The sequence below is a fragment of the Halomonas sp. N3-2A genome (assembly GCF_002216165.1).
Classification (GTDB): domain Bacteria; phylum Pseudomonadota; class Gammaproteobacteria; order Pseudomonadales; family Halomonadaceae; genus Vreelandella.
In genome coordinates this window covers 1,768,216-1,792,585 of sequence record NZ_CP022286.1, presented here as the reverse complement: position 1 = coordinate 1,792,585, position 24,370 = coordinate 1,768,216, and the positions used below count along the sequence as shown (strand labels likewise).

Genomic DNA, 24,370 nt, shown 5'->3' with positions numbered 1-24,370 from the left:
TCTAAGGGTGCTTATAAAGTGTGCTGCTATTTTACGCTATGAAGGCGGTTCATGGCTTTAGCCCAGTCGCCAGAGAGTGCAAGTGGTAGCGTAGCCAGGCACTCATCCAAAGCGCTTTCAATGGCTTCCCGTTCGGCTTTGCCGGGTCGGCCTAGCACATAGTTAACGACCTGACGTGCTTCTCCTGGGTGGCCAATGCCAATTCTTACCCGATGAAACTGCTTCTGGTTGCCTAAGGCGCTAATGATGTCTCGCAGGCCGTTATGACCGCCATGACCACCGCCGGTCTTATAGCGTGCCTGTCCTGGCGGAAGGTCTAGCTCATCATGAGCAACCAGTAAATTGTCAGGCGTTAGTTTGAAAAACTGTGCAAGCGCTGCGACGGCAGCGCCGCTACGATTCATAAAAGTAGTGGGGTTGAGAAGGTGCAGTTCATGGTCGCCAACACGTGCTTTGGCGTACAGGCCCAAAAATTTCTTTTCCGGGCGAAGCTCTGTGTGCGCACTGCGTGCAATGGCGTCTACCAGCCAAAAGCCCGCATTATGGCGAGTTGCATCGTATTCTGCACCGGGGTTTCCCAGGCCAATAATGGCCGTTACCTGGCTCATTGTCCCACCTCATAAAAATTTCTAGACGAAATTTTCGACGTCATGTCAGGCCGCAAAAAAAAATCAAGCGCCGAAGCGCTTGATTTTATCATTCCTGGGTCATGCAGGCATGACCCAGGTGGCACTGAAAAGCATCAGCTGGCAGCGCCGAGAGCTAGCGCTTTACTCAGCGCTGGACTCTTCTTCGCCTTCACCTTCGCTCTCTTCGTCATCACCGCCGCGTACTTTTACTTTGGTGATGCTTAGAACTGCGTTGTCGTGATCTTCGCCGTGGGCCAGATCAACCGACGTGACGCCAGCAGGCAGGTTCAGGTCAGACAAGTGCAGCGTAGTGCCTAGCTCAATGGCGCTGATGTCTACTTCCAGGAAGTCCGGAAGATCTTTCGGCAAGCAGCTAATGGCTACTTCATTGGCCAGGACGTGCAGTTCGCCGCCTTGATCTTTGATGCCGACACACTTCTCTTCGCCAACGACGTGCAGCGGCACGTTCATGGTGATTTCGTGAGTAGCGTCAACACGCAGGAAGTCAGCGTGGGTTAACAGCGGCTTGAAGGGGTGACGCTGTAGGTCACGAACAACCACTTGCTCTTCAGTACCGTCGATGACCAGTTTGATCACCGAAGAGAAGAAGGACTCGTCTTCAATCGCTTTGTAGAAAGCAGTTTTTTCTACAGAGATAGACTGAGCGCCTTTTTCACCGCCATAAACAACGGCCGGTACTTGTTGGTTCGCACGACGCAGGCGGCGGCTCGCACCTTTCCCCAGGTCGTTACGAACGCTGGCTTTCAGGATAAAATCAGACATTTAATTTGCCTCTTGGTTTAAGTAAGGAAACGCCGCCGACCGCGACCAGACGACGACGCTTCCAGGGCCCCAGTAGGGGGCTGCTACGTCAGGCGATTAATGGAACATCGCGCTAACGGATTCTTCGTTGCTGACTCGACGGATGGCTTCCGCGATGAGTCCGGCAACGCTCAGCTGGCGAATTTTTCCGCTGCGACGGGCAGTGTCGGAAAGCGGAATAGTGTCGGTCACGACAACCTCGTCCAGCACCGAGTTGGTGATGTTGTCGACCGCAGGGCCGGACAAAATCGGGTGTGTTGCATAAGCGACAACGCGTGCTGCGCCGTGATCTTTTAGCGCTTCGCCAGCTTTGCAGAGCGTGCCAGCGGTATCAATCATGTCATCGACAACCACACAGGTGCGGCCTTCGATTTCACCGATGATGTGCATTACCTGGGCCTGATTGGCCTGGGGGCGACGCTTATCAATAATGGCAAGATCAGCGTTCAGCTGTTTGGCGATAGCGCGAGCGCGCACAACGCCGCCGACATCGGGAGAAACCACAACGAGGTCGTCGTAGTTCTGGCGCTCGATGTCGTCCAGCAAAATAGGTGAGCCGTAAACGTTGTCAACCGGTACGTCGAAGAAACCTTGAATTTGGTCAGCGTGCAGATCCATCGTCATGACGCGATCAACGCCAGCTTTCACCATCATATCAGCAACAACTTTCGCTGAGATGGGAACGCGGGCTGAACGGACGCGACGATCCTGGCGTGCATAGCCAAAATAGGGAACGACTGCCGTAATACGGGTAGCTGAGGCGCGACGCAGGGCGTCCACCATCAGAATCAGTTCCATCAGGTTATCGTTCGTGGGGGCACAGGTGGATTGCAGGATGAACACATCCTTACCACGCACGTTCTCATTGATCTCGACCGCGATTTCGCCGTCGCTAAATTGACCGACCGTAGCATTACCCATACGGCTGTCTAAGCTCTCGGCAATCTTTTGAGCGAGTTCGGGATTGGCATTCCCGGTGAAAACCATCAATTTTGACACGCGCAGCCACCTTTGCAGTGTTGGGGATCAGGGGAGAAAACGCAGATCATAATTAGGTTGGCTGGGGTACCAGGATTCGAACCTGGGAATGCCGATACCAAAAACCGGTGCCTTACCACTTGGCGATACCCCAGCAATAAACCTAATGCGATGACCGGGCGCTTTCAGCGGCCCAGAGCATCTTGTAGGGGAGAGGTGTTGAGTCCGCGCGCTACCCATGAATGCCAATGTTGACCTGCCATATATGCGACGGCTTGTGCGGCTTGCTGTGAATCGAAAGCCGCAAACAAGCAGGCGCCGGTACCGGTCAACCGACTAGGTGCATGCTGCGTGAGCCAGTCCAATGCTTCCGCAATTGGCGGATAGCGTTTTTTGACGATAGCTTCGCAGTCGTTACGCCACTCCGGCGCTCCCCCCTGCAGTGCGCGCGCCATAGTAATGGGGAGGCTGTCGCGTGTCAATTCCGGGTCTTGGAAGATTGCTGGTGTTGAGACGCTAACGCCTGGATGGATGACCACGAGCCAGGGCGTATCTAGCGTGACAGACGTAAGCTTTTCGCCAACGCCTTCCGCCCAGGCGCTGTGACCGTGAACGAATACCGGGACATCGGCACCTAGCGTCAGCCCTAGTTTTGCAAGCGCTTCGCTACTTAGTCCTAGTTGCCACAGGTGATTCAACCCGACCAGGGTGGTCGCTGCATTAGAGCTTCCACCGCCAAGACCGCCTCCCATCGGCAGATTTTTTTCGATGGCGACTGAGACGCCTTGCTGAATGCCGCTTGCCTGTTGCAATAAGTGTGCTGCACGGACAATTAAATTGTCGTTATGGGCAACGCCACTAAGCGTGTTGGAAAGTGTAATGGCGCTGTCAGTGCGTGGCGTGAAGGTAAGGTAATCACACAAATCGATAAACTGAAAAAGCGTTTGCAGCTCGTGATAGCCGTCTTGACGACGGCCTACGATATGCAACATGCGGTTTAGCTTAGCGGGAGCAGGCAGTGTCAACGCCGAGGGTGTTGCAGGCATGTGATCTCTCTACTGATCTAAGAGTCCGAGTTAGTGGATTGCCACTGATTGACCACCAAGGTGATGCGCAGGTCGCCATAGTTCATTACTAGTCGACGAGGTAGCCACATGCCCTCTACTTGCTCCCAGTCACGGTAGTCGATCTCCCAACCATCTTGCTGTAAGTGGTTAGGGAAGCCGAGCTCGTCTGATTCCAACTGGTAGCTGGCGTGCTCGCCCGGCAGGCCGCGCACCCAGTCAGGCATGGCGCGAACCGGCAATGACCAACCAAGTTGCTCTTCCATTAATGCTTCCGGCGTTTCGGCTTCAAAGCGACCATCGCTAGTGGTTAGCGAAAAGCGCCCTTCGCGACCTTCTAGCACACTACGCCCGCCGCCAAAGGGGCCACTGATCAGCATGCGGAAATAGTGGGGATGTTGATTCCAGTCTAGATTGGCGCTGGTATTTTCCTGGGGAGTGCGAAGTCCTGCTTTGCCCACGAGAGTCCAGGTGTCGAAGGCTTCAACGTCGGCTTGCTGGCGTTCCCATTGCCCAGCCTGGCGTCCGCCATCGTCTACAGGCGTTTGGGTGGCGCACCCGGCCAGCGTTAACAGGGCAATGCCGGCCAGTAACAAGCGAGTTGAGCGACTGCAGATTGATAAACGGCTCGCGGGCAGGGAATTGGTCAACATAAACTGGCTCCATGTCAGTACTGCGTAAACTGTCTTTTATAAGGGCGTGCTTTTATAAGGGCATGCTTTTATAAGGGCATGTCATGTTAGGGCGCGCTTAACGGTGTTAGTTCAGGGTGGCGCTCAAGTAAGTCATCAATTTGCGGGTGATAGCTTGCTCGCTGAAGAATGCGCTCAATAAGCTGGCGTGCTTCTTCGCTGCGCCCTAGGGCATGAAGAACTTCGGCTAAATGAGCGGCAATTTCTTGATCAGGCACTTGTGCGTAGGCGCTCTCTAGCCACGCAAGTGCATTGTCAGGCTGGCCGAGCCGGAAATAGACCCAGCCCATGCTGTCGAGTATTGCAGGGTTGCTGGGATCAGCTTCATAGGCACGCTCAATCAAATCGCGTGCTTCTTCAAGGCGCCCCTGGAGGTTCAGGTCGGCAAGCGTGTAGCCTAATGCGTTTAATGCATCTGCATTATTAGGTTCGGTATGTAGTATTTGGCGCAGGTCGCGCTCCATCGCTTCAAGATCGCCCATTTCCCACGCGCGCATTGCCCTTAAATAAAGCAGGCTGGTGTCATCTGGCGTACGAGCCAGCTCTCTATCAAGTAGTGCCATGGCATCTTCTTGCAGATTAAATTCATCCAGTAGCTGTATTTCTAGCATTACCAGCTCACCGAAGTAGTCGTCATGGCGCATTCGCTCGACACGCAGCATAGCGCGAGCATCTAGCAGGCGATCATTTTCAATCAGCATGCGTGCAGCGGCGGCTCGGGCTGGAAGAAATTCGTTGCCGTCTTGTACTTGCCGATAATAAAGCAGCGCGTTATCGACTTCTCCTTGAGACTGGGCAATGGCCCCCAGTAAGAAGTAGGCCGTGTTAGGTACGCGGTCCTGACCAATCAGAGGTTGCAGTAATCGATACGCTGGCTCGCTATGGCCTTCTTCCAAATAGAGTTGGGCGAGAGCAATGCGTAATTCTTCGTTACCACCATGTGTTTCTAGCAATGTAGTGGTGTGTGCTTCCGCAGCGGTAATGTTGTTCAGGCGAATTTCAGCTTGGGCTAACATTAATATAAAACGGACATCGTCGGGCGCTAAATCTAGCCCCCTTTGCGCGGCGTTCTGAGCACCACGATGATCGCCAATCTCTAATGCTAGGCGCGCCTTAGCAAGCCACAAAGCGGCAGATTCAGGTGACAGCTGCGTTACTTGATCCAGATGCTGTTGCGCTTGACGTGTTTGCCCTAGTGCTGACTCGATCAGTGCGGCGCCAAGTAAAACATCGCTGTGGAATTCATTTTGCTGAGCGCCAGGCTGGGCAAGATAGTCGCGCAATGGCTCGATTAATAGGTTCAGTGACGCCTCTTCGGCCACCGCCGCCTCAGAAAAAGCCGCTATTTCGCCATTGCCTCCTGCTTCAGCGATCGCCAGACGCTGCTCTAAGCTGTCCAGCCAGTCTCCGCGTTGTAATGAGAGGGTGGCCAGCAACCTGTTCGGCATTTCTGCTTGCGGGGCTAATTCGCGCCAGCGTATCGCGGAGGCTTCCATTAAGGCGACATCATTGCCAAAGCGCGCTGCAAAAGTGGCGCGCTCGGCTAACGCGGGGTTGCGATAGCGCCGGGACGCTTCCAGATAGCCTTGGCTGGCATAGCGATAATCGCCCCGTTGGCCAGCAAGTTCTGCTGCCAGCAACGAGCGAAGACCCTCGGCATCCAGCCCGCGAGTAATCGGCGGCGCTGACTGCATGGGATCATAAGCATCATTTTGAACCCCGCTCTCAAAGGAAGACGGGGAAAGCTGGCAGCCGCCCAGTAGTAGCGTTGTGGCCAAGGGCAGTAAGGGTAAACCCGGTAACGATAGGGGGTGACCCAGTAGTGTCGCGCGAAGGGGCATGCGTCTCTCGATCAGGTGGCCGAGTGCTCAGCATAGCGGCTTGGTTGCCTGCGGCAAAGTGGTGTGCGCCAGAACATGCTGTGCTGTGATAGAATATTACACCTTGAAAACGGGGTGGGGTGGTGCAATCCATGGTATCTACTCATAGTATCTACTTATAGTTCATCGTATCTACCCACTCTTTTTAGACTTGCTATAGCAAGCTCCAGACATTCAGATCGACAAGTGACGTGACGACCGATCCACTAGCGAAGACGCATAACGCATGACGCTTCTTGCCCTGGGAATAAATCATCGTACCGCCAGCGTGGCCGTACGTGAGCAGGTTGCATTTACGCCAACGCAGCTGGAAAGCGCGTTGACGGAGCTGCGTAACCTGCCGCAAATCAGCGAAGCGGCTGTGCTTTCGACGTGTAACCGTACCGAGCTTTATTGCGTGACGGATGCCGCCGGTGAGCATGCCGTGCTGGATTGGCTTGGGCGCTTTCATAATTTGCGCATCGAAGACCTTTCCCGCTGTGCCTATCATTATCTTGACAACGATGCTGCGCGTCATCTGATGCGTGTCGCCGTTGGCCTGGACTCTATGGTGCTGGGCGAACCACAAATACTCGGTCAGTTAAAAGATGCTTATCAGCAGGCCCGCCAAGCCAATGGGTTGGGTGGTGAATTGGAGCGGTTATTCCAACACACCTTCGCGGTAGCCAAACAGGTGCGCACGGAAACGGGCATTGGCAAAAATCCAGTGTCGGTGGCGTATGCTGCGGTCAGTATGGCTAGCCGTATTTTTGATGATTTTAGCCGTGCCAGAGCGCTTTTGATCGGGGCGGGAGAAACCATTGAACTGGTAGCGCGTCATCTTCATGAAGCCGGCGTGCGGCATCTAACGGTAGCCAATCGTACCCGGGAACGCGCTGAGCTAGTGTCTGCTCCTCTGGGTGGTTCTGCTATTACACTGCCAGAAATACCGGAAGCGTTAGAGCAGGCTGATATCGTCATATCCTCTACGGCTTCTCCGCTGCCGATCCTAGGGAAGGGGATGGTAGAGCGTGCGCTGAAAAAGCGTCGCCATCGACCGGTGTTTATGGTGGATATCGCGGTGCCGCGTGATATCGAGCCAGAAGTAGGTGAGCTTGCGGATGTCTTCCTTTATACCGTTGATGATTTGCAAGAGGTCATTGAAGAGAATCGTCGTCATCGTCAAGTTGCCGCTGATCAGGCTGAATCACTCATCGAACACGGGGTGGGTAGTTGGCAGCATGAGCGTCGAATCCGCAATGGCGGCGAAATTATTCGCGACTATCGACGTCACGGAGAGGCCATTCGAGACCATTCTCGTGAGCAAGCGCTTGAGCGATTAGCAAAGGGTGAAGATCCTGCCAAGGTGATTGAACGTCTAGCTCACCAATTGGCGAATCGGTTAATGCATCAGCCCACGCTTGCCTTGCGCGACGCTGCATCCCAAGAAAATAACGAGTTGCTGAATGCCGCGCCCAATATACTACTGCCTGCTAAGCCTGCCTTTGAGCAACCAGTGGCCGCGGTAAAATGCCAGAAGGATGATACACCCGCATGAAAGAGACTTTGCGCCAACGTCTAGATAGCTTTTCCGACCGTTTTGAAGAGCTGGCAATGCTGCTGTCTGACCCTGAAGTGATTAATAATCAGCAGCGTTTTCGCGACTACTCCCGTGAGTACGCGGAATTAGAAGAGCTGGTCGCCGCCTGGCAGCGCTACGGCGAGGTAGAAAAAAGCATCGAAGAAGCCGTGCAGTTAAGTCGCGACAGCGACCCCGATATGCGCGAGCTGGCGGAACTGGAAATCAGTGAGGGGCGTGAGAAACTCGAAGCCCTGGATAGTGAGCTGAAACGCCTGCTGGTGCCTAAAGACCCCGATGATGGCCGCGGTGTGTTCTTGGAAGTGCGTGCTGGTACGGGCGGGGATGAAGCCGCTATTTTTGCGGGTGATCTGTTTCGCATGTACTCACGTTATGCGGAAAAACGTGGCTGGCGCGTTGAAGTTGTCAGTGCAAGTCACGGCGAACAGGGCGGTTACAAAGAAGTTATTTCTCGCGTGAAAGGCGATGGTGTCTATGCGCGCTTGAAATTTGAGTCTGGCGCGCACCGCGTACAGCGCGTGCCCGCGACGGAATCGCAAGGCCGGATACATACGTCCGCCTGCACGGTGGCGGTCATGCCTGAAGTGGACGACGTGGGCGATATCGATATTAATCCCTCTGATTTGCGCGTTGATACCTATCGCTCCAGTGGCGCGGGTGGTCAGCACGTCAACACCACAGATTCCGCTATTCGTATTACTCACTTGCCCACAGGCGTGGTGGTGGAGTGCCAGGAAGAGCGCAGTCAGCATAAGAACCGTGCAAAGGCGATGTCGTTGCTGGCAGCCAAACTCAAACGCAATGCGGTTGACTCGCAGCGCCAAGAGCAAGCAGACGCTCGCCGCTCATTGGTCGGTTCAGGGGATCGTAGTGAACGCATTCGTACTTACAATTTCCCCCAGGGTCGAATTACCGACCACCGTATTAACCTGACACTCTACAAGCTAACGGAAGTCATTACGGGCGAGCAGCTCGATGATGTCATTGAACCGCTCATTCACGAATATCAAGCAGAGCAGCTTTCGGCCCTTCAGGATGCCTAATGAGCTTTGATGTTGTGACGTTCGATGCGCTTTTGCGACGAGCGGCGGCTCGGCTGCAAGTGGTAGGGTCGCCTTCCCCTAGAATTGATGCCGAGGTGCTGCTCAGTCACGCAACAGGGCATGACCGTACTTGGCTGTATACCTGGGGAGATCGTCAGTGCCCCCTCTGGGAGCAAGCACGATTTGATGCGTTGGTGGCTGCGCGTGCCCAGGGGGCGCCAATTGCCTATCTGACTGGTGAACGAGAGTTTTGGGGTCTGCGGCTGGCGACATCGCCAGAAACGCTGATTCCACGTCCTGATACCGAAACTCTGGTTGAGGCTGTCCTGATGCGTGCCAAGGCGAGGGCAGGAAGATTGCTGGATCTTGGTGCCGGCACTGGCGCTATTGCACTTGCGTTTGCCAGCGAGAAACCTAACTGGCAAGTAATAGGGGCGGATATTCGCCCAGAAGCAGTGGCGCTCGCAACGCGCAATGCACAAGCGCTGAAGATCGACAATGCTCAGTTCGTAATTAGCGATTGGTTTAGCACCTTCGCTCAGCCCCCTCAAGCGGTTGCATTCGATATTATTGTTAGTAACCCGCCCTATATCGCTGCCGACGACCCACATTTGCGCCTGGGTGATGTGCGTTTTGAGCCGTTATCGGCACTAGTGGCTGATGCTGACGGAATGGCGGATTTGCTGCATTTGATTTGTACCGCTCGTGGCTATCTTTCCGATGGCGGCTGGCTTGCCTTAGAGCATGGTTATACGCAAGCGGCCAACGTACGCACGGCATTAGTGCGCGCTGGCTTCCAAAACGTTGAAAGTGTACTAGACGTTGGAGGTCATGAACGGGTTACCCTGGGCCACCTTTAATAACTGCCTGATTCATCAGTATTGGATCCTGCCATGAAACCAAAAAATAGAACGCTGGACCGGATCGATCTTAAAATTTTGCGCTGTCTGCAGGAAAATGCGCGAATTTCCTATGTCGACCTTGCCGCTGAAGTCGGCTTATCCACAACCCCTTGTTTAGAGCGTGTTAAGCGTCTTGAGCGTGCGGGCATCATTCGCGGCTATCAAGCCATTCTTGATCCGCAGGCACTGAAAGCGAATTTGTTGGTCTTTGTGGAGATTAGCCTGGAAACTCAGTCCCCTGCTGTGTTTGATGAGTTTCGTCGGGCGGTCGAGAAACTACCGCAAATCCAAGAGTGTCACTTGGTGTCTGGCCAGTTTGATTATATTTTAAAATGCCGCATTCCTGAGATGTCCGCTTACCGGCAACTGCTAGGCGATGTCGTACTGACGCTGCCTGGGGTAAAAGAGTCCAAAAGCTATGTGGTAATGGAAGAAGTGAAAGAGAGCTTCAACTTACACATACCCGATTTCGAGGAATTTGAGGATAAGTAACCCCATGATGGATGATCAGGCGCTGCTGCGCTATAGCCGTCAAATTATGCTACCCGAGGTTGATATTGAGGGGCAGGAGCGCCTGAGAAATGCTCATGCTCTGATTGTCGGCGCAGGTGGGTTGGGGTCTCCCGTGGCGCTTTACTTAGCGGCCGCTGGCGTGGGCAAAATCACGATTGCCGACGCTGATACGGTAGAGTTGTCAAATCTGCAGCGTCAGATTGCTCATCAGCTGGAAAGTATCGGCATCAATAAGGCGCGTTCAGCCAAAGCGAGCATGCAGGCACTTAACCCTGAGTGCCATGTAATCGCTTTGGAGCAACATGCGGATGGCAAGGCGCTTGAGGCACTGGTAGCGTCGGCAGATGTGGTGCTGGATTGCACCGATCGTTTTTCAAGCCGTTATGCGATTAACGCTGCTGCTCAGCAGGCCGGTGTACCGCTGGTCTCTGGAGCGGCAATTCGTTTTTCTGGGCAGTTAGCCGTCTTTGATCCTCGTGATCCAGCATGCCCCTGTTATGCGTGCCTGTATCCTCCTGGCGATAGCGAAGATGAAGCCTTGAGTTGTGCAGAAAGCGGTGTCATGGCGCCACTGGTTGGGTTGATTGGCTGTTTTCAAGCGATAGAAGCTTTTAAGCTGTTGAGCGGTGCAGGAAAACCGCATCAAGGACTCGCCACTTTTGAGGGCTTGAGCGGGCAGTGGCGTCATTTTCAGGTGCCGCGTGATCCTGCTTGCTCAGTGTGCGGTCGCGCTGATTAACCCTGCGAACAAAAAAACGCCCGCAGGGCAGCGGGCGTGACGTCACGGTCTTTACGTCAAAGGAAACAGCCTAAAGGGTGGCAGGGGATCCGCCCAGCAGGCTAGCTAATGTCGAATCAGATTAGTGGCGAATCAAATAGTCAAACGCACCCAGTGATGCTTTTGCACCCTCACCCATGGCGATAATAATTTGCTTGTATGGCACGGTAGTCACGTCGCCTGCTGCAAATACGCCTGGAACTGACGTCATGCCATGGGCATCGACAATGATTTCGCCGCGTGGCGTCATTTCAATCGGTGAGCCTTTCAGCCACTCGGTATTAGGCACTAAGCCAATTTGAACAAAGATACCTTCTAGTGCGATGGTTTTAAGCTCATCGGTATTGCGGTCTTTGTAGGCTAAGCCGTTAACTCGGCTGCCGTCGCCTGTCACTTCCGTGGTTTCAGCGTTTAAAACAATGTCGACGTTAGGCAGGCTCTTAAGCTTTTTCTGTAGCACGGCGTCTGCACGCATCTCACCCATAAACTCGACTAGGGTGACGTGGCCTACAATACCGGCCAGATCGATAGCGGCCTCAACGCCAGAGTTGCCGCCGCCAATCACTGCTACGCGTTTGCCTTTAAATAGCGGGCCATCGCAGTGGGGGCAGTAAGCAACACCTTTGTTGCGGTACTGTTGTTCGCCAGGCACATTCATCTCGCGCCAACGCGCACCGGTTGCCAGGACGAGCGTTTTACTCTTCAGTTTGGCACCCGACTCGAAGGTTATTTCGTGTAAATCACCTTCGTTTTCAGCGGCTTTAAACGACGTGGCGCGCTGAAGGTTCATAACGTCAACATCGTACTCTTTAACATGTTCTTCTAAAGCGCTAACTAGTTTAGGGCCTTCGGTATGGCTGACGGAGATAAAGTTTTCAATGCCCATGGTGTCTGCCACCTGTCCACCGAAACGCTCAGCAGCAACGCCTGTGTTGATCCCTTTACGGGCAGAGTAGATTGCTGCTGAGGCACCCGCAGGGCCACCACCAATTACCAGCGTGTCAAAGGCGGCTTTTTCGCTAAGTTTTTTCGCTTCTCGTTCAGCAGCACCCGTATCAACCTTGGCTAGAATCTGCTCTAAGGTCATACGTCCCTGGTCAAACGGTTTGCCATTTAAATAGATGCTGGGAACCGACATGATTTCCCTAGCTTCGACTTCATCCTGGAACAGGGCACCATCGATGGCCACGTGGCGAATATTGGGGTTGAAAATCGCCATCAAGTTGAGCGCTTGAACAACATCTGGGCAGTTCTGGCAGGAGAGCGAGTAGTACGTCTCGAACAGCAGTTCGCCGTCGAGCGCCTTGATTTGATTTAGCAGTTCTTCGGACGTCTTTGGGGGATGCCCACCCACTTGTAGCAGTGCCAGCACCAGCGAGGTGAACTCGTGCCCCATCGGAATGCCCGCAAATACCACGCCGGTTTCTTCGCCGGGGCGGTTAATGGCAAATGACGGCGTGCGATTATCTTGACCGTCAGTTTGCAGTGTAATCTTGTCGCATAGACCGCTGATGTCTTCGAGCAAACCTAGCAATTCACGTGACTTGGCACCGTCATCGAGGGACGCAACGATCTCGAACGGTTGAGTCACTTTTTCTAAATAAGCTTTCAACTGATTTTTTAAATTGGCGTCCAGCATGACAGTGGCTTCCTCGCAGTCAGCAGTAATGAGTTCTCAACCTAACACGCTCGCTGCTGTTGAAAGACCGCAGCATGAGTAAGAGCGATAGGGAAAACGATGGTTGCGTTAACACGGGTACTCAAAAACGGGTACTCAAAAACAGGACACCCGGGGTATGCCCGGGTGTCGTGCTGCCTTAAGGGGCAATCCTGAACGGCAGCGGTAGGCCGTTTAGATTTTGCCTACGAGGTCCAGAGACGGAGCAAGCGTCTCTTCGCCTTCTTTCCATTTAGCCGGGCATACTTCGTTTGGGTTCTCGCGAACGTACTGGGCAGCCTTCACTTTGCGCAGTAGCTCTTCAGCGTTACGGCCGATGTTGCCAGCGTTGATTTCGACGATCTGAATTTTGCCATCAGGGTCAACAACGAAGGTACCACGCTCTGCAAGACCAGCTTCTTCAATCAATACCTCGAAGTTGCGAGAGATCTGTAAGGTCGGATCAGCAATCATCGGGTACTGCAGCTTGCCGATGGTTTCAGAGCTGTCGTGCCAAGCTTTGTGAGTAAAGTGGGTGTCAGTAGACACGCTGTAGATTTCAACACCTAGCTTTTTAAATTCAGCGTAGTTGTCAGCCAAGTCACCCAGCTCAGTCGGGCAGACAAAGGTGAAATCAGCAGGGTAAAAGAAGAAAATAGACCACTTACCTTGCAAGTCTGCTTCAGTGACGTCGATAAATTCGCCGTTCAGGTAGGCAGTCGCTTTAAACGGTTTTACTTCAGTGTTGATCAGGGACATTCAGAACGTCTCCAAAATAAGTGAGTGGCAGTGGAAAAAGTTATTGCTCATGGTAACCAACTACGACCAATAGCTAAAATTGTAAAAATGCATCTAAGCAATAGTATTAGACTATCAATGTGTGTTTTTCTGAGTTGGCTACCCTACAAGTGGGGTCGCATGGAGCAGAATACAAGAATTTTCCCCATGGGCTTGCGATAGATGTCGCTGCACCGCAAAATTCGCTTATCTGGCATAGTAGCCACAGCTGTTTTTAATGTTTTAGCGTAAGCTTGACGTTTGAATGACTTGGCAGTTAACGAAACATTCTTAGCGATATCGGTTTTAAATAAGGAGTAGTGAGATGGGCAATATTCACAAACTTTCAGTGGCCGTTACGGCCCTATCTTTTGCCGTAGCGGCTGCTAATGCACAAGCGAATGAAGTGCGAGTTTACAACTGGTCCGACTATATCGCCCCTGAAACGCTAGAAAAGTTTACCGAGCGCACCGGTATTGAAGTGACCTATGATGTTTATGACAGCAATGAAATATTAGACGCTGCGCTTTTGTCTGGCCGTTCTGGCTACGATGTTGTGGTTCCTTCTACTTATTATTTTACCCGCCAGGTAAAGGCCGGTGTTTTTCAGCCGCTCAATCATGAGTTGCTGCCTAATTTAGATAACCTCAATCCTGAATTGATGGCTAGCCTGGAAGAGATCGATTCGGGTAGCGAATACTCGGTGCCCTATATGTGGGGTACCAACGGCATTGGTTATAATGTTGACCGTGTGACAGACATTTTAGGCGATGACGCGCCACTGAATAGCTGGGTGCTGCTCTTTGATCCTGAAATTACCGGCGCGTTGAGCGAGGCCGGTTGTGGGCTGTCGATGCTGGATTCTGCTGATGAAATGCTGTCTCCCGCCATGGCATATCTAGGGTTTGATCCGCGCAGTGAAAATATCGAAGACCTGGAAGCCGCTGGTGAACTCATTGCCAGTGTTCGTGACGATATGACCTATTTCCACTCTTCTCGTTACGTTTCCGACTTGGCGAATGGTGATGTTTGTGTGGCCGCAGGCTATTCCGGCGATGTTTTCCAGGCGGCTGATCGTGCCGAAGAAGCCGGCCGTGACTTCACTATTGGCTACAGCATTCCCAAAGAGGGGGCTGCGCTGTGGTTTGATATGATGGCAGTGCCTGCTGATGCGCCGAATTCTGAAAATGCCCACGCCTTCATTAACTTTATTCTTGATCCGGAAATCGCCGCTGAAATTACCGAGTACGTGCGTTATGCCAATCCTAATGCGGCGGCTAATGAATATCTCTCCGATGAAATTATCAATGACCCGGCTATTTACCCTGAAGCCGAGGTGATGGAAAACCTCTATTTGCAGGCTGAAAAACCTCAAGACGTTCTGCGCGCACGTACGCGTATCTGGAATCGCGTCAAATCAGGTCGTTAATTTAGTCATCGCCTAACAGCGAGCCAAGCCAATGCTGGGCTCGCTGTTACTTTTTTAACGCCCGGTTTCCGGGCCTTTTGATGGGAGTGGCGAATGGTCACTACGCCCCTGTCGAACGAGTCGTCATCCTCTCCTGCGGTAACTCCTCCCGCCGCTCAGCGCGCTCAGGGAAAAACGCCAAGGTTTGCAGAAGATAGTGTGCTTGAGGTAAAGCGCTTAAGTAAGCGCTTCGACGATGCGCTTGCGGTCGATGATGTTAATTTACAGGTAAAGCGCGGCGAAATTTTCGCCTTGCTAGGTGGGTCAGGATCAGGCAAGTCGACGTTGTTGCGTATGTTGGCGGGGTTTGAAACGCCCAGCGAAGGGCGGATTCTGCTAGGCGGCGAAGATATTACCTCTATGCCGCCACACAAGCGTCAAATCAATATGATGTTTCAATCCTACGCGTTATTTCCCCACATGACGGTAGCGCAAAACATCGCTTTTGGGCTCAAGCAGGACAAGCTAGCTAAGGCAGATGTCGATGCCCGTGTCGCACAGATGCTCAAACTAGTGCATATGGAACGTTTTGCTAAGCGTAAACCGCATCAGCTTTCCGGCGGACAGCGCCAGCGGGTAGCGCTTGCACGTTCGCTGGCCAAGCGTCCCAAGCTGCTGTTGTTGGATGAGCCGATGGGGGCGTTAGATAAAAAGCTGCGCACTGAAATGCAGCTCGAGGTTGTTGAAATCATTGAGCAGGTGGGGGTTACCTGCATCATGGTTACCCACGACCAAGAAGAAGCCATGACCATGGCGGACCGCGTTGCGATTATGGCCGATGGCTGGATAGAGCAGGTGGGTTCACCGGTCGATATTTATGAAAGCCCGGCCAGCCGAATGGTGGCGGAATTTGTCGGTACGGTGAATCTGTTCGAAGGTGAAATCGTCGAAGACGCTGCGGACCACTGTCGCATTGCATCACCCGCCTTATCTCGGCCGATCTATATTGATCATGGCATTACGACTCAGGCGGTAGATCGCCGCGTGTGGGCTGCGCTGCGCCCTGAAAAAATCTGGCTAACCCGTGAGCAGCCATCCGCTGAGTACAACTGGGAAGCAGGTAAGGTTGATGATATCGCTTACTTGGGGGGCTACTCGCTTTACTACGTGCGTACTGCCTCTGGGCAAATGATCAAAGTGAGTATGGCCAATACTGAGCGGCGTGGTGATCGCCCAACCTGGGAGGATAGTGTTTATGTCTATTGGGAAGACCATAGCGCTATCGTGCTGAACCGCTAATGCCTCAGTGGCTGACAGGAGATCGCCTATCATGATGCCATCTCGCATTGCAGGCTTCGTAAAGCGGTTGCAATTAGGTCGTCGCGCAGTTATCGCGCTTCCGCTTTTGTGGCTTACGCTATTCTTTTTGTTGCCGTTTGCGCTGGTCCTAAAGATTAGCCTTTCGGAAGCAGCAATTGCTATCCCACCCTATGGGCCGCTGGTTGAGTATGCTGATCAAACGCTCAATATCTTTTTGAATCTGGGCAACTATTTGTTTTTGTTGTCAGATTCTCTCTATGTGGCGGCCTACTGGGGCTCGATAAAAACCGCGTTTGTAGCGACAGCAGTATGCCTGTTGATTGGCTATCCGATGGCGTATGCGATGGCGCGTGCTCCGGGGCGCTGGCAGCTTATTTTGCTGCTGTTGGTGATGTTGCCGTCGTGGACGTCGTTTTTGATTCGCGTCTATGCATGGATGGGTATTTTAAGTAATAGCGGGTTAATCAATAACGTATTGCTGGGAATGGGGCTGATCGACTCACCGCTACGCATGATGAACACTCAGTTTGCTGTCATTATCGGCATTGTTTATGCCTATCTGCCGTTTATGGTGCTACCGCTTTATGCCCATCTAACGCGGTTGGATAACTCGCTGCTAGAAGCGGCGTCTGATCTGGGTTCACGCAAGCTTAATACCTTTATCAAAGTCACGCTGCCACTCTCTATGGGCGGAATCATCGCGGGCTCTATGCTGGTATTTATTCCCGCCGTCGGTGAGTTCGTGATCCCTGAGCTACTCGGGGGGCCGGATACGCTGATGATTGGTAAAGTGTTGTGGGAAGAGTTCTTCTTAAACCGCGACTGGCCTGTGGCTTCGGCGTTAGCCATGGTAATGCTATTGCTGCTGTTAATTCCCATTGTGTGGTTCCATCGCTACCAGTCACGGGAGCTTGAATAATGATGAGACTGCGTAGACGCCCACGCTTTACCTCCGTGATGTTGGTGTTGGGTCTGTTGTTTCTTTATTTGCCCATGGTGGTATTGGTGGTCTATTCCTTCAATGCCTCACGGCTGGTGACAGTGTGGGCAGGGTTCTCGACACAATGGTATGGCGAATTATTTCGTGATCAACAGATCCTGTCTGCGGTTTGGACAAGTCTGAAAATTGCCTTTTTTGCCGCCAGCATGGCGGTATGCTTGGGTACAGTGGCTGCTTTCGTTATGACGCGCTATGGCCATTTTCGCGGCAAGACGGCACTGTCGAGTATGGTTACCGCGCCGCTTGTAATGCCGGAAGTTATTACGGGGCTGTCGCTATTACTGCTATTCGTGCAGATGGCTCAACTGATTGGCTGGCCGGCTGATCGTGGCATGGCGACTATCTGGATTGCTCACACAACGTTTTGCAGTGCGTATGTTGCGGTGGTTGTAGCAGCCCGCTTACGCGAAATTGATCGCTCTATTGAAGAGGCTGCCATGGATTTAGGCTCGCCACCGGTGAAGACCTTCTTCTTTATTACGCTGCCTGTTATTTCGCCTGCCTTAGCAGCGGGGTGGTTGCTGGCATTCACGCTGTCACTAGATGATTTGGTTATTGCCAGCTTTGTCTCTGGCCCTGGTGCCAACACGCTGCCAATGGTGGTGTTTTCGTCGGTGCGGATGGGGGTGTCGCCTAAGATCAATGCGCTGGCTACGCTGATTATTCTGGCGGTATCGCTCACGACGCTATTGGCGTGGTTCTTCATGCGCCGGGGTGAAGCAAAACGAAAAGCACTACTGCGACAAACCGAGAGTGCTTAGCGACGGGCGCTAAAGCACATCGTCGTCTCGCCCGGTGAGCACTGCTTCTAGCTCACCGGTTATTAGCGAGACAATGATGTGTAATTGAATCGGCGCACAGCACTGGTGGCAATCCTCCCAGGTATCGTGGCTACCTTGAGAGGTGTCGATAAGAAACGTAAGTGGTGTATCGCAGTAGGGGCAGTAAAAATCATAATTTACTAGCGCGTCATCCTGCATGGCTATTTCCCCTTAATGTGATCGCTAGCGCCCTTTTATCGAAAAGCCCTGAAAATGAGTAACTCTGAAGATAATAGTGTAGCAGTGACCTTGTCCGGTAGGACATGTAAGTAATGAATCAGGTAGGATAATAACGTATTCCTTAAAGCCACCTAGAGATGAGTGCGATGATGATACGACACATGGCAGTAGCGGCCTTTTTGGCCTTCCCGATGGTCGCCCAGGCAGAAACCCCTAACGTCACGCCTGGCGAGTGGGAGTTTGTCAGCGTGACCAGCATGAGTGGTGACATGCAAATCCCCGATCAAACGGAAACCGAACGTCAGTGCATCACTCAAGAAGAGCTGGATAGCGCTGAGTTTGGCTTCATTGAAGAAGAAGAGGGTTGCGAGCTGCTCAGCCAGGATATGAATGCCGATGGCCTTTCCTACAGCATGATTTGCCGTGCCGATGGCGGTGAAGCGACTATCGATGGCGAAATGCGTTTTATGGGTGAGCAGATCGAAGGCAACGTGGATATATTCACTCAATCGCCGATGGGTGAGCTGACCATGAATACAGTGATTGAAGGCGAGCGTATTGGTAACTGCGAATAAGACGGCAGTTAGCATCTTCATGACCTAAAACAAAAGGCGCCTGTGTGGCGCCTTTTGCTTAGTGCGAAGGCCGCTATATGACCTTCCGCAATGGCTCATGTTAGCGCTCGGGGGTATTAAGCGGCGTATGATGAGCGATAGGAGCGCTGGCTATCTCTTCTTCTAATTGGCGTTTAACGGCCCCAGGCGAGCCTGAGTATCGTGCAAGCAGATCGTAGGCTACCGGGACGACAAACAGCGTAAATACGGTCGCAGAGCCAACACCCGCCATAATGACAGTGCCAATAACCAGCCGTGATTCCGCACCCGGGCCGCTTGATAGTATCAGCGGTATCGCACCCGCCATCGTAGTGACCGCAGTCATTAGAATCGGTCTCAGGCGTGTTACCGACGCTTCAATCAAGGCAGAGCGAAACGCTTGGCCCTCATCGCGTAGCTGGTTGGCAAACTCAACAATCAGAATGCCATTTTTAGCGGCAAGGCCAATCAACAGTACTAAGCCTACTTGGCTATAGATATTGAGTGATTGTCCGCTAAGCAGCAGAGCAAGCAGGGCGCCAATCATGGCTAGCGGGACGGTCAGCATGATAACAAACGGGTGAATTAAGCTTTCAAATTGGGCCGCAAGTACTAAGTAAACCACCACGGCACCGAGCACTAATAAGAACATGGTAGCGCCACTGGCCTGTTGAAAATTGCGAGAAGGCCCGGCAAGGTTCGTTTGTACCTCTTCAGGCAATACATTGTCGGCGGCTTGTTGTAAGTATTCCAATGCTTCACCAAGGGGATAACCATCGGCTAGATTGGCTTCAATCGTAATGGCGCGAACGCGATCAAAGCGGTTCAACGTGCTAGCACCCGCGAAGTCAGAGAGCGTTACCAGGCTGGCTAGCGGAATCAGCTCGCCTGAACGTGCTGAACGCACTTGAATATTGTTTAGCGCAGCAGGACTATTTTGACCGCTGCGGTCACCTTCAAGGATGACATCGTACTCTTCCCCGTCATCTACATAGCGCGTGACGTTACGCCCGCCGAGTAGCACTTCCAGCGTTCGACCTATCTCTGACACCGTGACGCCTAACGCTGCAGCGCGCTCATAATTGATATCCACGCGTAACTGGGGCTGGGTCTCATCATAATTACTTTCGATAGCGGTAATACGTGGGTTGTTTTCACGAACATGAGTAATCAACCTATCCTGCCAACGCGCTAAATCCTCGTAAGTGCCGCCCCCGAGTACGAATTGCACAGGCTTTTGAGTGCGCTGTCCAAAACCTTGTCTCATCACTGGAAAGGCCTGAACACCCGGCAGTGTTCGTAGCTGCTGGCGAATCTCGGCCATGATTTCCCAAGCGCTACGACGGCTTCCCCAGTCAGCCATGTTGACGATAATAAAACCGCTGTTGAAATTTTCGATATTACCAAAGCCACGTGGTGCACGAACCACAATTCGTTCAAGCTCACCATTGTCCACAAAAGGCGTCAATCTAGCCTCTATCTCATCCATATAGTCCATCATATAGTCAAACGTTGCGCCTTCTGGGCCGTTGACAAGGATAATGAAATTGCCACGATCTTCTTGCGGGGTGTATTCATTGGGCAGCTCGGTTGCCAGCCAGGCGGTAGCGGCTATCAACAAGAAAAACAGGGCAACGACCAGCCACTTTAATGTGAGTACGATTTCTAATGCGCGCTGGTAACGACGCTGGGTGCCCGTTAGCAGCCACTGAACGGCTTGGCTAAGCCGGCTATCATGCATGCCCGGCTTGAGAATCTTAGAAGCCATCATTGGGGTGAGGGTAAGGGCTAGTAGGGTTGAGACAACAACCGCTGCCGCCATGGTAAGTGCGAACTCTGAAAATAGCCGACCAATATCCCCCTGCAGCATGCTGAGGGGAACGAAGACTGCCACTAGCACCAGCGTGGTAGCAATCACCGCAAAAGCGATTTGCCGTGTGCCTCGAAATGCTGCGACCAGAGGTGTTTCTGCGTAGTCGTGCATACGCCGATTGATATTTTCAAGCACTACAATCGCGTCATCAACAATCAACCCAATCGCCAGTACCAGCGCCAATAGCGTGAGTAGATTAATCGAAAAGTTCATGGCGGCTAGGGCGGTAAATGCTCCAATGACAGCAATCGGTACCGTCACTGCAGGCACTAGTGTGGTGCGCAGATTGCCTAAAAACATAAACATCACCACGACGACTAGCCCCATGGCGATAAACAGCGTCATCACTACTTGTTCGATAGCGCCTGAAACGAATACTGACGCATCATAGTTAAGGCTGAGTGACATCCCCTCCGGCAAGGTGCCTTGAAGCCGGTCAAGTTCTTGTCGAACGGCTTCCGATAGCTCCACTACGTTAGCCGTTGATTGCATGATCATGCCTAGTCCCACCATCGGGACGCCATTGGCACGAAACACAGATCGGTCCTCTACTGAGCCTATCTCGACACGCGCTACATCGCCCAGACGTACTAGATAACCGTTACTGCCTTCAATTAAAGCAATCTGCTTAAAATCATCAGCGGTCGCGAAGCTGCGCGGCAAACGAACAATAAATTGGCGATCTTCGGACTCAATTGAGCCCGCTGGCAACTCAACATTTTCAGCACGTAGCGCATCCTCAATATCACCAACAGTTAGCCCCCGTGCGGCGAGTGCATTGCGGTCCAGCCAAACTCGCATCGCGTAATCACGTCCACCACCCACGCGCACCCTTGCCACGCCGGGTTGTACCGAAAGGCTGTCTACCAGAAAGCGATTGGCATAATCGGTCAGTTCGGTGATCGAGTAATCCGCACCAGAGAGACTTAGCCACACGACAATCGTCTCGCTACTGTCGGCTTTAGTGACCTCAGGATTATCGGCATCATCTGGAAGGTTGCGCAGTGCTCCTGAAATACGATCGCGGATATCGTTGGCGGCAGCATTGATATCCATGGTGATGGCGAACTCGATTTCCACTCGCGAACGACCATCCTCACTTTGCGAGGTAATTAACTCAATGCCTTCCACTCCGGCGATACGGTCTTCGAGCACTTGGGTAATACGTGTCTCTACAACGCTTGCAGATGCGCCAGGGTAGCGGGTATCAATACTAACAATAGGAGGATCAACCGTTGGGTATTCTTGCAGGGGCAGCCGGTTGAGTGCCAGTAAACCAAACGCGATAATCAGCGTGGCAATCACCATCGCCAGCACGGGCCGCTGAACTGAAATGTCGGATAAACGCATTAGCGATCAGCCTCCAGTAGCGTGCGAATATCCGTCTCTTCATCAGCGATACCTAGCAGCCTGACTTGCTGGCCATCTCGCGCGAGTTGTAATCCGTGAATCACGATTAGGTCGCCCGCACTGATACCCTCCAGCACCTCTACTTCACCGCTTCGTCGTTCGCCAATGATGACTTCTCGCCGCTCTAATCGAGAGGTGTCGTCCTGCTGGTTGATCAGCATCACAAAGTGGCGGTTGCCACTGGGTTCGATCGCTGCTTCAGGAAGTACCAGGGTGTTGCGGACTCGTTGCTGAACCACGACCTCCATTAACATCCCAGGCCGCAGACGCAGCCCAGGGTTTACCATTTCAGCGCGAACGTTAACACTGCGGGTGATAGGGTCTATGCGGGTGCCAATGCTAGAGATTTCACCGCTGAAGAGCTCGTCAGGGAATGCCGCTGTAGTAGCACTCAGCTTTAGGCCGTTGGATAAACGCCCTAAAAATACTTCAGGTACGGTAAAGTCGAGCTTCATGACATCTAGCTTATCAAGCGTGACAAGCTCCATGCCGGGCGTTACTAATGCACCGATACTGACGTTACGCAAGCCAACTCGCCCGCTAAAAGGGGCATGTAAGCGATAATTTGACAGCCTAGCTTCTAACGCTTGTGCGTCAGCCTGTGATTGGCGTAAACGAGCCTGGGTGTCTTCTACATCAGCCCGCGGGGCGAGGTTGCGTTGTTGCAACTGGGTGGCTCGGCCTAGCGCATTGCGACGTTCATCATTGAGGGCTTGCGCAGCCCTTAGCTGAGCCTGTTCTTCAGCATCTTCTAAACGAATTAACAGCCTTCCGCGCTCTACTTGTTCGCCATCTTCAAAATTGATCTCGGCAATCGTATCGGTCACCGTGGCAGAAAGTGTCACGCTTTCATCTGCACTCAGTGTCCCTAATGCTTCAAGCGGATCAGACCAAGTCGTTATGGCGGCGTAGTGCCCAATAACCGGAGGGGGAGACTGTGCCAACAGCGGACTAGCCCATATCAGGGTAAACAACCAGAAGAGAAAGATACGTTTACAAACAAGCATGAGCGTCTCAGTGTTATCAAAATGCCTAGTAATACCACTTAGGGGATCACCGTGTTAGAGGGTGAAGTGTCTACAGTGATATTTTGTTAAATAGATGTACGTTTTTTGTACATGTAATTTTTAATGTACAGTAATTTTGAGCTATTTACCTGTTAAAATGCCTCTCATTTTTTCACCCTGGGAGCCTAATTTTATGGTCTACGACGTCGTCGTCATTGGTGCAGGAGCCGCTGGTTTAATGTGTGCGGCTCAAGCGGGTTACGCGGGGCGTCGTGTACTGTTAGTGGACCATGCCAAAAAAGCGGGCAAGAAAATATTGATGTCGGGAGGAGGGCGCTGCAATTTTACCAATCTTGCGACTACGCCTCAGAATTTTTACTCGGAAAATCCGTATTTTTGTATTTCTGCGTTAAAGCGTTACCGTCCTGAGCATTTTGTGTCGTTGATAGAGCGGCATGGTGTTGACTATGTGGAGAAAGCCCCAGGCCAGCTTTTTTGTGCGAGCTCCGCTAAAGACATTGTTAGCGTCTTACTCACCGAGTGTGAATGGGCCGGCGTCGAGGTGTCGCTCAGCACGTCAATTTCTAGGCTGGAGCGAATGGGGGATAGCATGCGCTTAGCCACGTCGTTGGGAAGCATCGACGCGGGTACGGTAGTGATTGCGACGGGAGGACTTTCGATACCCACGATGGGGGCGACAGGGTTTGGTTATGATATTGCCCGTCAGTTTGGCTTAGATGTTCTGCCTACTCGCCCAGGTTTGGTGCCGTTTACCTTAAGCGATAGCTGGAAAGAGCGTACAGCAGCACTTTCTGGGGTCAGTGTGCCATGCGAAGTTAGCTGCAATGGGAAACGCTATATAGAGCCAATGCTATTTACTCATCGTGGCCTATCAGGCCCATCGATGCTGCAAATTTCCAGCGTTTGGCAACCTGGCGACGCGATCACTATTAATTTACTGCCAACTGAAGATGCCGCTGACGTATTACGCTATGCACGGCATGCGAGCCCTAAGCGTCTGCTGTCCACTTGGCTGGGAGAGCGTTTTCCAAAGCGCTTTGCCCAAGCGTTGCTAGAGTGGTACCCAGACGCCAATCTTACCAGCCCTATGGCTGAGTACAGCAATGATGCGCTTGATCACTGGGCGCAGCGGCTAAACCAGTGGCAGTTAAAACCGTCAGGTACAGAAGGGTGGCGAACAGCTGAGGTAACCATGGGCGGGGTAAGTACGGAAGCGATTTCATCAAAAACATTTGCAGTGAAAGACCTACCGCAGCTTAGGCTTATCGGTGAAGTGCTAGATGTGACGGGGGAATTGGGGGGGTACAACTTCCAGTGGGCTTGGGCAAGTGGTGTTGCTTGCGGGCAGGCATGCTGATGAGTCTAAAGAACTGGGCCGTAAACACGTAGAGCATTCAAAATTAGCGTTTATAAAAACGGCCCA

At 52.6% G+C, this 24,370-nt stretch carries 22 protein-coding genes and 1 tRNA gene; 11 read left to right on the top strand and 12 right to left on the bottom strand.

Annotated elements, in window-relative coordinates; all coding sequences use genetic code 11:
* Positions 1-26 precede the first annotated feature (26 nt).
* From pth to CEK60_RS08475, 7 genes are all read right to left on the bottom strand, one after another.
* Positions 27-608 (bottom strand): aminoacyl-tRNA hydrolase, encoded by a 582-nt coding sequence (gene pth, locus CEK60_RS08505; protein ID WP_089038651.1) that lies wholly within the window; start codon positions 606-608, stop codon positions 27-29.
* A gap of 162 nt (positions 609-770) precedes the next feature.
* A complete protein-coding gene (locus CEK60_RS08500; RefSeq protein ID WP_089038650.1) occupies positions 771-1,412 on the bottom strand; it encodes a 50S ribosomal protein L25/general stress protein Ctc in 642 nt (213 codons plus the stop codon).
* 96 nt (positions 1,413-1,508) lie between these two features.
* On the bottom strand, positions 1,509-2,450 hold the full coding sequence (locus CEK60_RS08495) for a ribose-phosphate pyrophosphokinase (RefSeq protein ID WP_171880177.1): 942 nt from the start codon (positions 2,448-2,450) through the stop codon (positions 1,509-1,511).
* Between the two features lie 58 nt (positions 2,451-2,508).
* Positions 2,509-2,583: transfer RNA gene (locus CEK60_RS08490), tRNA-Gln, on the bottom strand.
* A gap of 31 nt (positions 2,584-2,614) precedes the next feature.
* The gene (ispE, locus tag CEK60_RS08485; protein WP_089038649.1) at positions 2,615-3,475 is read right to left on the bottom strand and encodes a 4-(cytidine 5'-diphospho)-2-C-methyl-D-erythritol kinase; all 861 of its coding nucleotides are present in this window, start codon (positions 3,473-3,475) and stop codon (positions 2,615-2,617) included.
* 17 nt (positions 3,476-3,492) lie between these two features.
* Positions 3,493-4,146, bottom strand: a complete 654-nt coding sequence (lolB, locus tag CEK60_RS08480; protein ID WP_089038648.1) for a lipoprotein insertase outer membrane protein LolB — start codon at positions 4,144-4,146, stop codon at positions 3,493-3,495.
* An 86-nt stretch (positions 4,147-4,232) separates the two neighbouring features.
* Entirely contained in the window at positions 4,233-6,026 is a 1,794-nt protein-coding gene (locus tag CEK60_RS08475; RefSeq protein WP_232471490.1) for a tetratricopeptide repeat protein, read from the bottom strand.
* Between the two features lie 265 nt (positions 6,027-6,291).
* Here CEK60_RS08475 and hemA point away from each other — a divergent pair, with 265 nt between their 5' ends.
* Genes hemA through CEK60_RS08450 form a run of 5 tightly spaced genes read left to right on the top strand, consistent with a single transcriptional unit; the run spans position 6,292 to position 10,841 of the window.
* Positions 6,292-7,602, top strand: coding sequence for a glutamyl-tRNA reductase (gene hemA, locus CEK60_RS08470; protein ID WP_089038647.1), 1,311 nt, complete (start codon positions 6,292-6,294; stop codon positions 7,600-7,602).
* Positions 7,599-8,687 (top strand): peptide chain release factor 1, encoded by a 1,089-nt coding sequence (gene prfA / locus CEK60_RS08465; protein WP_089038646.1) that lies wholly within the window; start codon positions 7,599-7,601, stop codon positions 8,685-8,687. The genes hemA and prfA overlap by 4 nt, the downstream gene beginning before the upstream one ends.
* A gap of 14 nt (positions 8,688-8,701) precedes the next feature.
* The gene (gene prmC / locus CEK60_RS08460; RefSeq protein ID WP_089040883.1) at positions 8,702-9,547 is read left to right on the top strand and encodes a peptide chain release factor N(5)-glutamine methyltransferase; all 846 of its coding nucleotides are present in this window, start codon (positions 8,702-8,704) and stop codon (positions 9,545-9,547) included.
* 33 nt (positions 9,548-9,580) lie between these two features.
* Complete coding sequence (locus CEK60_RS08455) at positions 9,581-10,081, top strand: Lrp/AsnC ligand binding domain-containing protein (RefSeq protein ID WP_038482725.1); 501 nt, start codon at positions 9,581-9,583, stop codon at positions 10,079-10,081.
* A 4-nt stretch (positions 10,082-10,085) separates the two neighbouring features.
* Positions 10,086-10,841, top strand: coding sequence for a HesA/MoeB/ThiF family protein (locus CEK60_RS08450; protein WP_089038645.1), 756 nt, complete (start codon positions 10,086-10,088; stop codon positions 10,839-10,841).
* Positions 10,842-10,962: 121 nt separating this feature from the next.
* Here CEK60_RS08450 and ahpF read toward each other — a convergent pair whose 3' ends face one another.
* Positions 10,963-12,519, bottom strand: coding sequence for an alkyl hydroperoxide reductase subunit F (ahpF, locus tag CEK60_RS08445; protein ID WP_089038644.1), 1,557 nt, complete (start codon positions 12,517-12,519; stop codon positions 10,963-10,965).
* 213 nt (positions 12,520-12,732) lie between these two features.
* Positions 12,733-13,296 carry an alkyl hydroperoxide reductase subunit C gene (ahpC, locus tag CEK60_RS08440; RefSeq protein ID WP_038482734.1) on the bottom strand — a complete coding sequence of 188 codons (564 nt, stop codon included), beginning with the start codon at positions 13,294-13,296 and terminating at the stop codon, positions 12,733-12,735.
* 343 nt (positions 13,297-13,639) lie between these two features.
* On the opposite strand from ahpC, the gene CEK60_RS08435 reads away from it, so the two are divergent.
* From CEK60_RS08435 to CEK60_RS08420, 4 genes are all read left to right on the top strand, one after another.
* On the top strand, positions 13,640-14,743 hold the full coding sequence (locus tag CEK60_RS08435) for a polyamine ABC transporter substrate-binding protein (protein WP_089038643.1): 1,104 nt from the start codon (positions 13,640-13,642) through the stop codon (positions 14,741-14,743).
* A 93-nt stretch (positions 14,744-14,836) separates the two neighbouring features.
* The gene (locus CEK60_RS08430; RefSeq protein ID WP_089038642.1) at positions 14,837-16,021 is read left to right on the top strand and encodes an ABC transporter ATP-binding protein; all 1,185 of its coding nucleotides are present in this window, start codon (positions 14,837-14,839) and stop codon (positions 16,019-16,021) included.
* A gap of 31 nt (positions 16,022-16,052) precedes the next feature.
* Positions 16,053-16,961 (top strand): ABC transporter permease subunit, encoded by a 909-nt coding sequence (locus tag CEK60_RS08425; protein WP_089038641.1) that lies wholly within the window; start codon positions 16,053-16,055, stop codon positions 16,959-16,961.
* Complete coding sequence (locus CEK60_RS08420; protein ID WP_089038640.1) at positions 16,961-17,803, top strand: ABC transporter permease subunit; 843 nt, start codon at positions 16,961-16,963, stop codon at positions 17,801-17,803. The genes CEK60_RS08425 and CEK60_RS08420 overlap by 1 nt, the downstream gene beginning before the upstream one ends.
* 9 nt (positions 17,804-17,812) lie before the next feature.
* Here the strand turns inward: CEK60_RS08420 and CEK60_RS08415 are convergent, their stop codons facing one another.
* Positions 17,813-18,022, bottom strand: coding sequence for a CPXCG motif-containing cysteine-rich protein (locus tag CEK60_RS08415; protein ID WP_089038639.1), 210 nt, complete (start codon positions 18,020-18,022; stop codon positions 17,813-17,815).
* A 167-nt stretch (positions 18,023-18,189) separates the two neighbouring features.
* On the opposite strand from CEK60_RS08415, the gene CEK60_RS08410 reads away from it, so the two are divergent.
* On the top strand, positions 18,190-18,618 hold the full coding sequence (locus CEK60_RS08410; RefSeq protein WP_193061666.1) for a DUF3617 domain-containing protein: 429 nt from the start codon (positions 18,190-18,192) through the stop codon (positions 18,616-18,618).
* A gap of 100 nt (positions 18,619-18,718) precedes the next feature.
* On the opposite strand, the gene CEK60_RS08405 is transcribed toward CEK60_RS08410, so the two are convergent.
* Complete coding sequence (locus tag CEK60_RS08405) at positions 18,719-21,859, bottom strand: efflux RND transporter permease subunit (RefSeq protein WP_089038637.1); 3,141 nt, start codon at positions 21,857-21,859, stop codon at positions 18,719-18,721.
* Positions 21,859-22,926, bottom strand: coding sequence for an efflux RND transporter periplasmic adaptor subunit (locus tag CEK60_RS08400; protein WP_089038636.1), 1,068 nt, complete (start codon positions 22,924-22,926; stop codon positions 21,859-21,861). The genes CEK60_RS08405 and CEK60_RS08400 overlap by 1 nt, the downstream gene beginning before the upstream one ends.
* A 193-nt stretch (positions 22,927-23,119) precedes the next feature.
* On the opposite strand from CEK60_RS08400, the gene CEK60_RS08395 reads away from it, so the two are divergent.
* Positions 23,120-24,304, top strand: a complete 1,185-nt coding sequence (locus tag CEK60_RS08395) for an NAD(P)/FAD-dependent oxidoreductase (RefSeq protein ID WP_089038635.1) — start codon at positions 23,120-23,122, stop codon at positions 24,302-24,304.
* Positions 24,305-24,370: the final 66 nt, after the last annotated feature.

Bases quoted from the DNA above. Each gene is read 5' to 3' on its own strand.
- CEK60_RS08455 (WP_038482725.1), top strand. From the start codon at position 9,581: ATGAAACCAAAAAATAGAACGCTGGACCGGATCGATCTTAAAATTTTG.
- CEK60_RS08435 (WP_089038643.1), top strand. From the start codon at position 13,640: ATGGGCAATATTCACAAACTTTCAGTGGCCGTTACGGCCCTATCTTTT.
- CEK60_RS08450 (WP_089038645.1), top strand. From the start codon at position 10,086: ATGATGGATGATCAGGCGCTGCTGCGCTATAGCCGTCAAATTATGCTA.
- CEK60_RS08425 (WP_089038641.1), top strand. From the start codon at position 16,053: ATGATGCCATCTCGCATTGCAGGCTTCGTAAAGCGGTTGCAATTAGGT.
- CEK60_RS08500 (WP_089038650.1), bottom strand. From the start codon at position 1,412: ATGTCTGATTTTATCCTGAAAGCCAGCGTTCGTAACGACCTGGGGAAA.
- ahpC (WP_038482734.1), bottom strand. From the start codon at position 13,296: ATGTCCCTGATCAACACTGAAGTAAAACCGTTTAAAGCGACTGCCTAC.
- hemA (WP_089038647.1), top strand. From the start codon at position 6,292: ATGACGCTTCTTGCCCTGGGAATAAATCATCGTACCGCCAGCGTGGCC.
- lolB (WP_089038648.1), bottom strand. From the start codon at position 4,146: ATGTTGACCAATTCCCTGCCCGCGAGCCGTTTATCAATCTGCAGTCGC.
- CEK60_RS08415 (WP_089038639.1), bottom strand. From the start codon at position 18,022: ATGCAGGATGACGCGCTAGTAAATTATGATTTTTACTGCCCCTACTGC.
- CEK60_RS08395 (WP_089038635.1), top strand. From the start codon at position 23,120: ATGGTCTACGACGTCGTCGTCATTGGTGCAGGAGCCGCTGGTTTAATG.
- CEK60_RS08430 (WP_089038642.1), top strand. From the start codon at position 14,837: ATGGTCACTACGCCCCTGTCGAACGAGTCGTCATCCTCTCCTGCGGTA.
- ispE (WP_089038649.1), bottom strand. From the start codon at position 3,475: ATGCCTGCAACACCCTCGGCGTTGACACTGCCTGCTCCCGCTAAGCTA.
- prfA (WP_089038646.1), top strand. From the start codon at position 7,599: ATGAAAGAGACTTTGCGCCAACGTCTAGATAGCTTTTCCGACCGTTTT.
- CEK60_RS08410 (WP_193061666.1), top strand. From the start codon at position 18,190: ATGATGATACGACACATGGCAGTAGCGGCCTTTTTGGCCTTCCCGATG.
- CEK60_RS08420 (WP_089038640.1), top strand. From the start codon at position 16,961: ATGATGAGACTGCGTAGACGCCCACGCTTTACCTCCGTGATGTTGGTG.
- CEK60_RS08405 (WP_089038637.1), bottom strand. From the start codon at position 21,859: ATGCGTTTATCCGACATTTCAGTTCAGCGGCCCGTGCTGGCGATGGTG.
- CEK60_RS08400 (WP_089038636.1), bottom strand. From the start codon at position 22,926: ATGCTTGTTTGTAAACGTATCTTTCTCTTCTGGTTGTTTACCCTGATA.
- CEK60_RS08475 (WP_232471490.1), bottom strand. From the start codon at position 6,026: ATGCCCCTTCGCGCGACACTACTGGGTCACCCCCTATCGTTACCGGGT.
- ahpF (WP_089038644.1), bottom strand. From the start codon at position 12,519: ATGCTGGACGCCAATTTAAAAAATCAGTTGAAAGCTTATTTAGAAAAA.
- pth (WP_089038651.1), bottom strand. From the start codon at position 608: ATGAGCCAGGTAACGGCCATTATTGGCCTGGGAAACCCCGGTGCAGAA.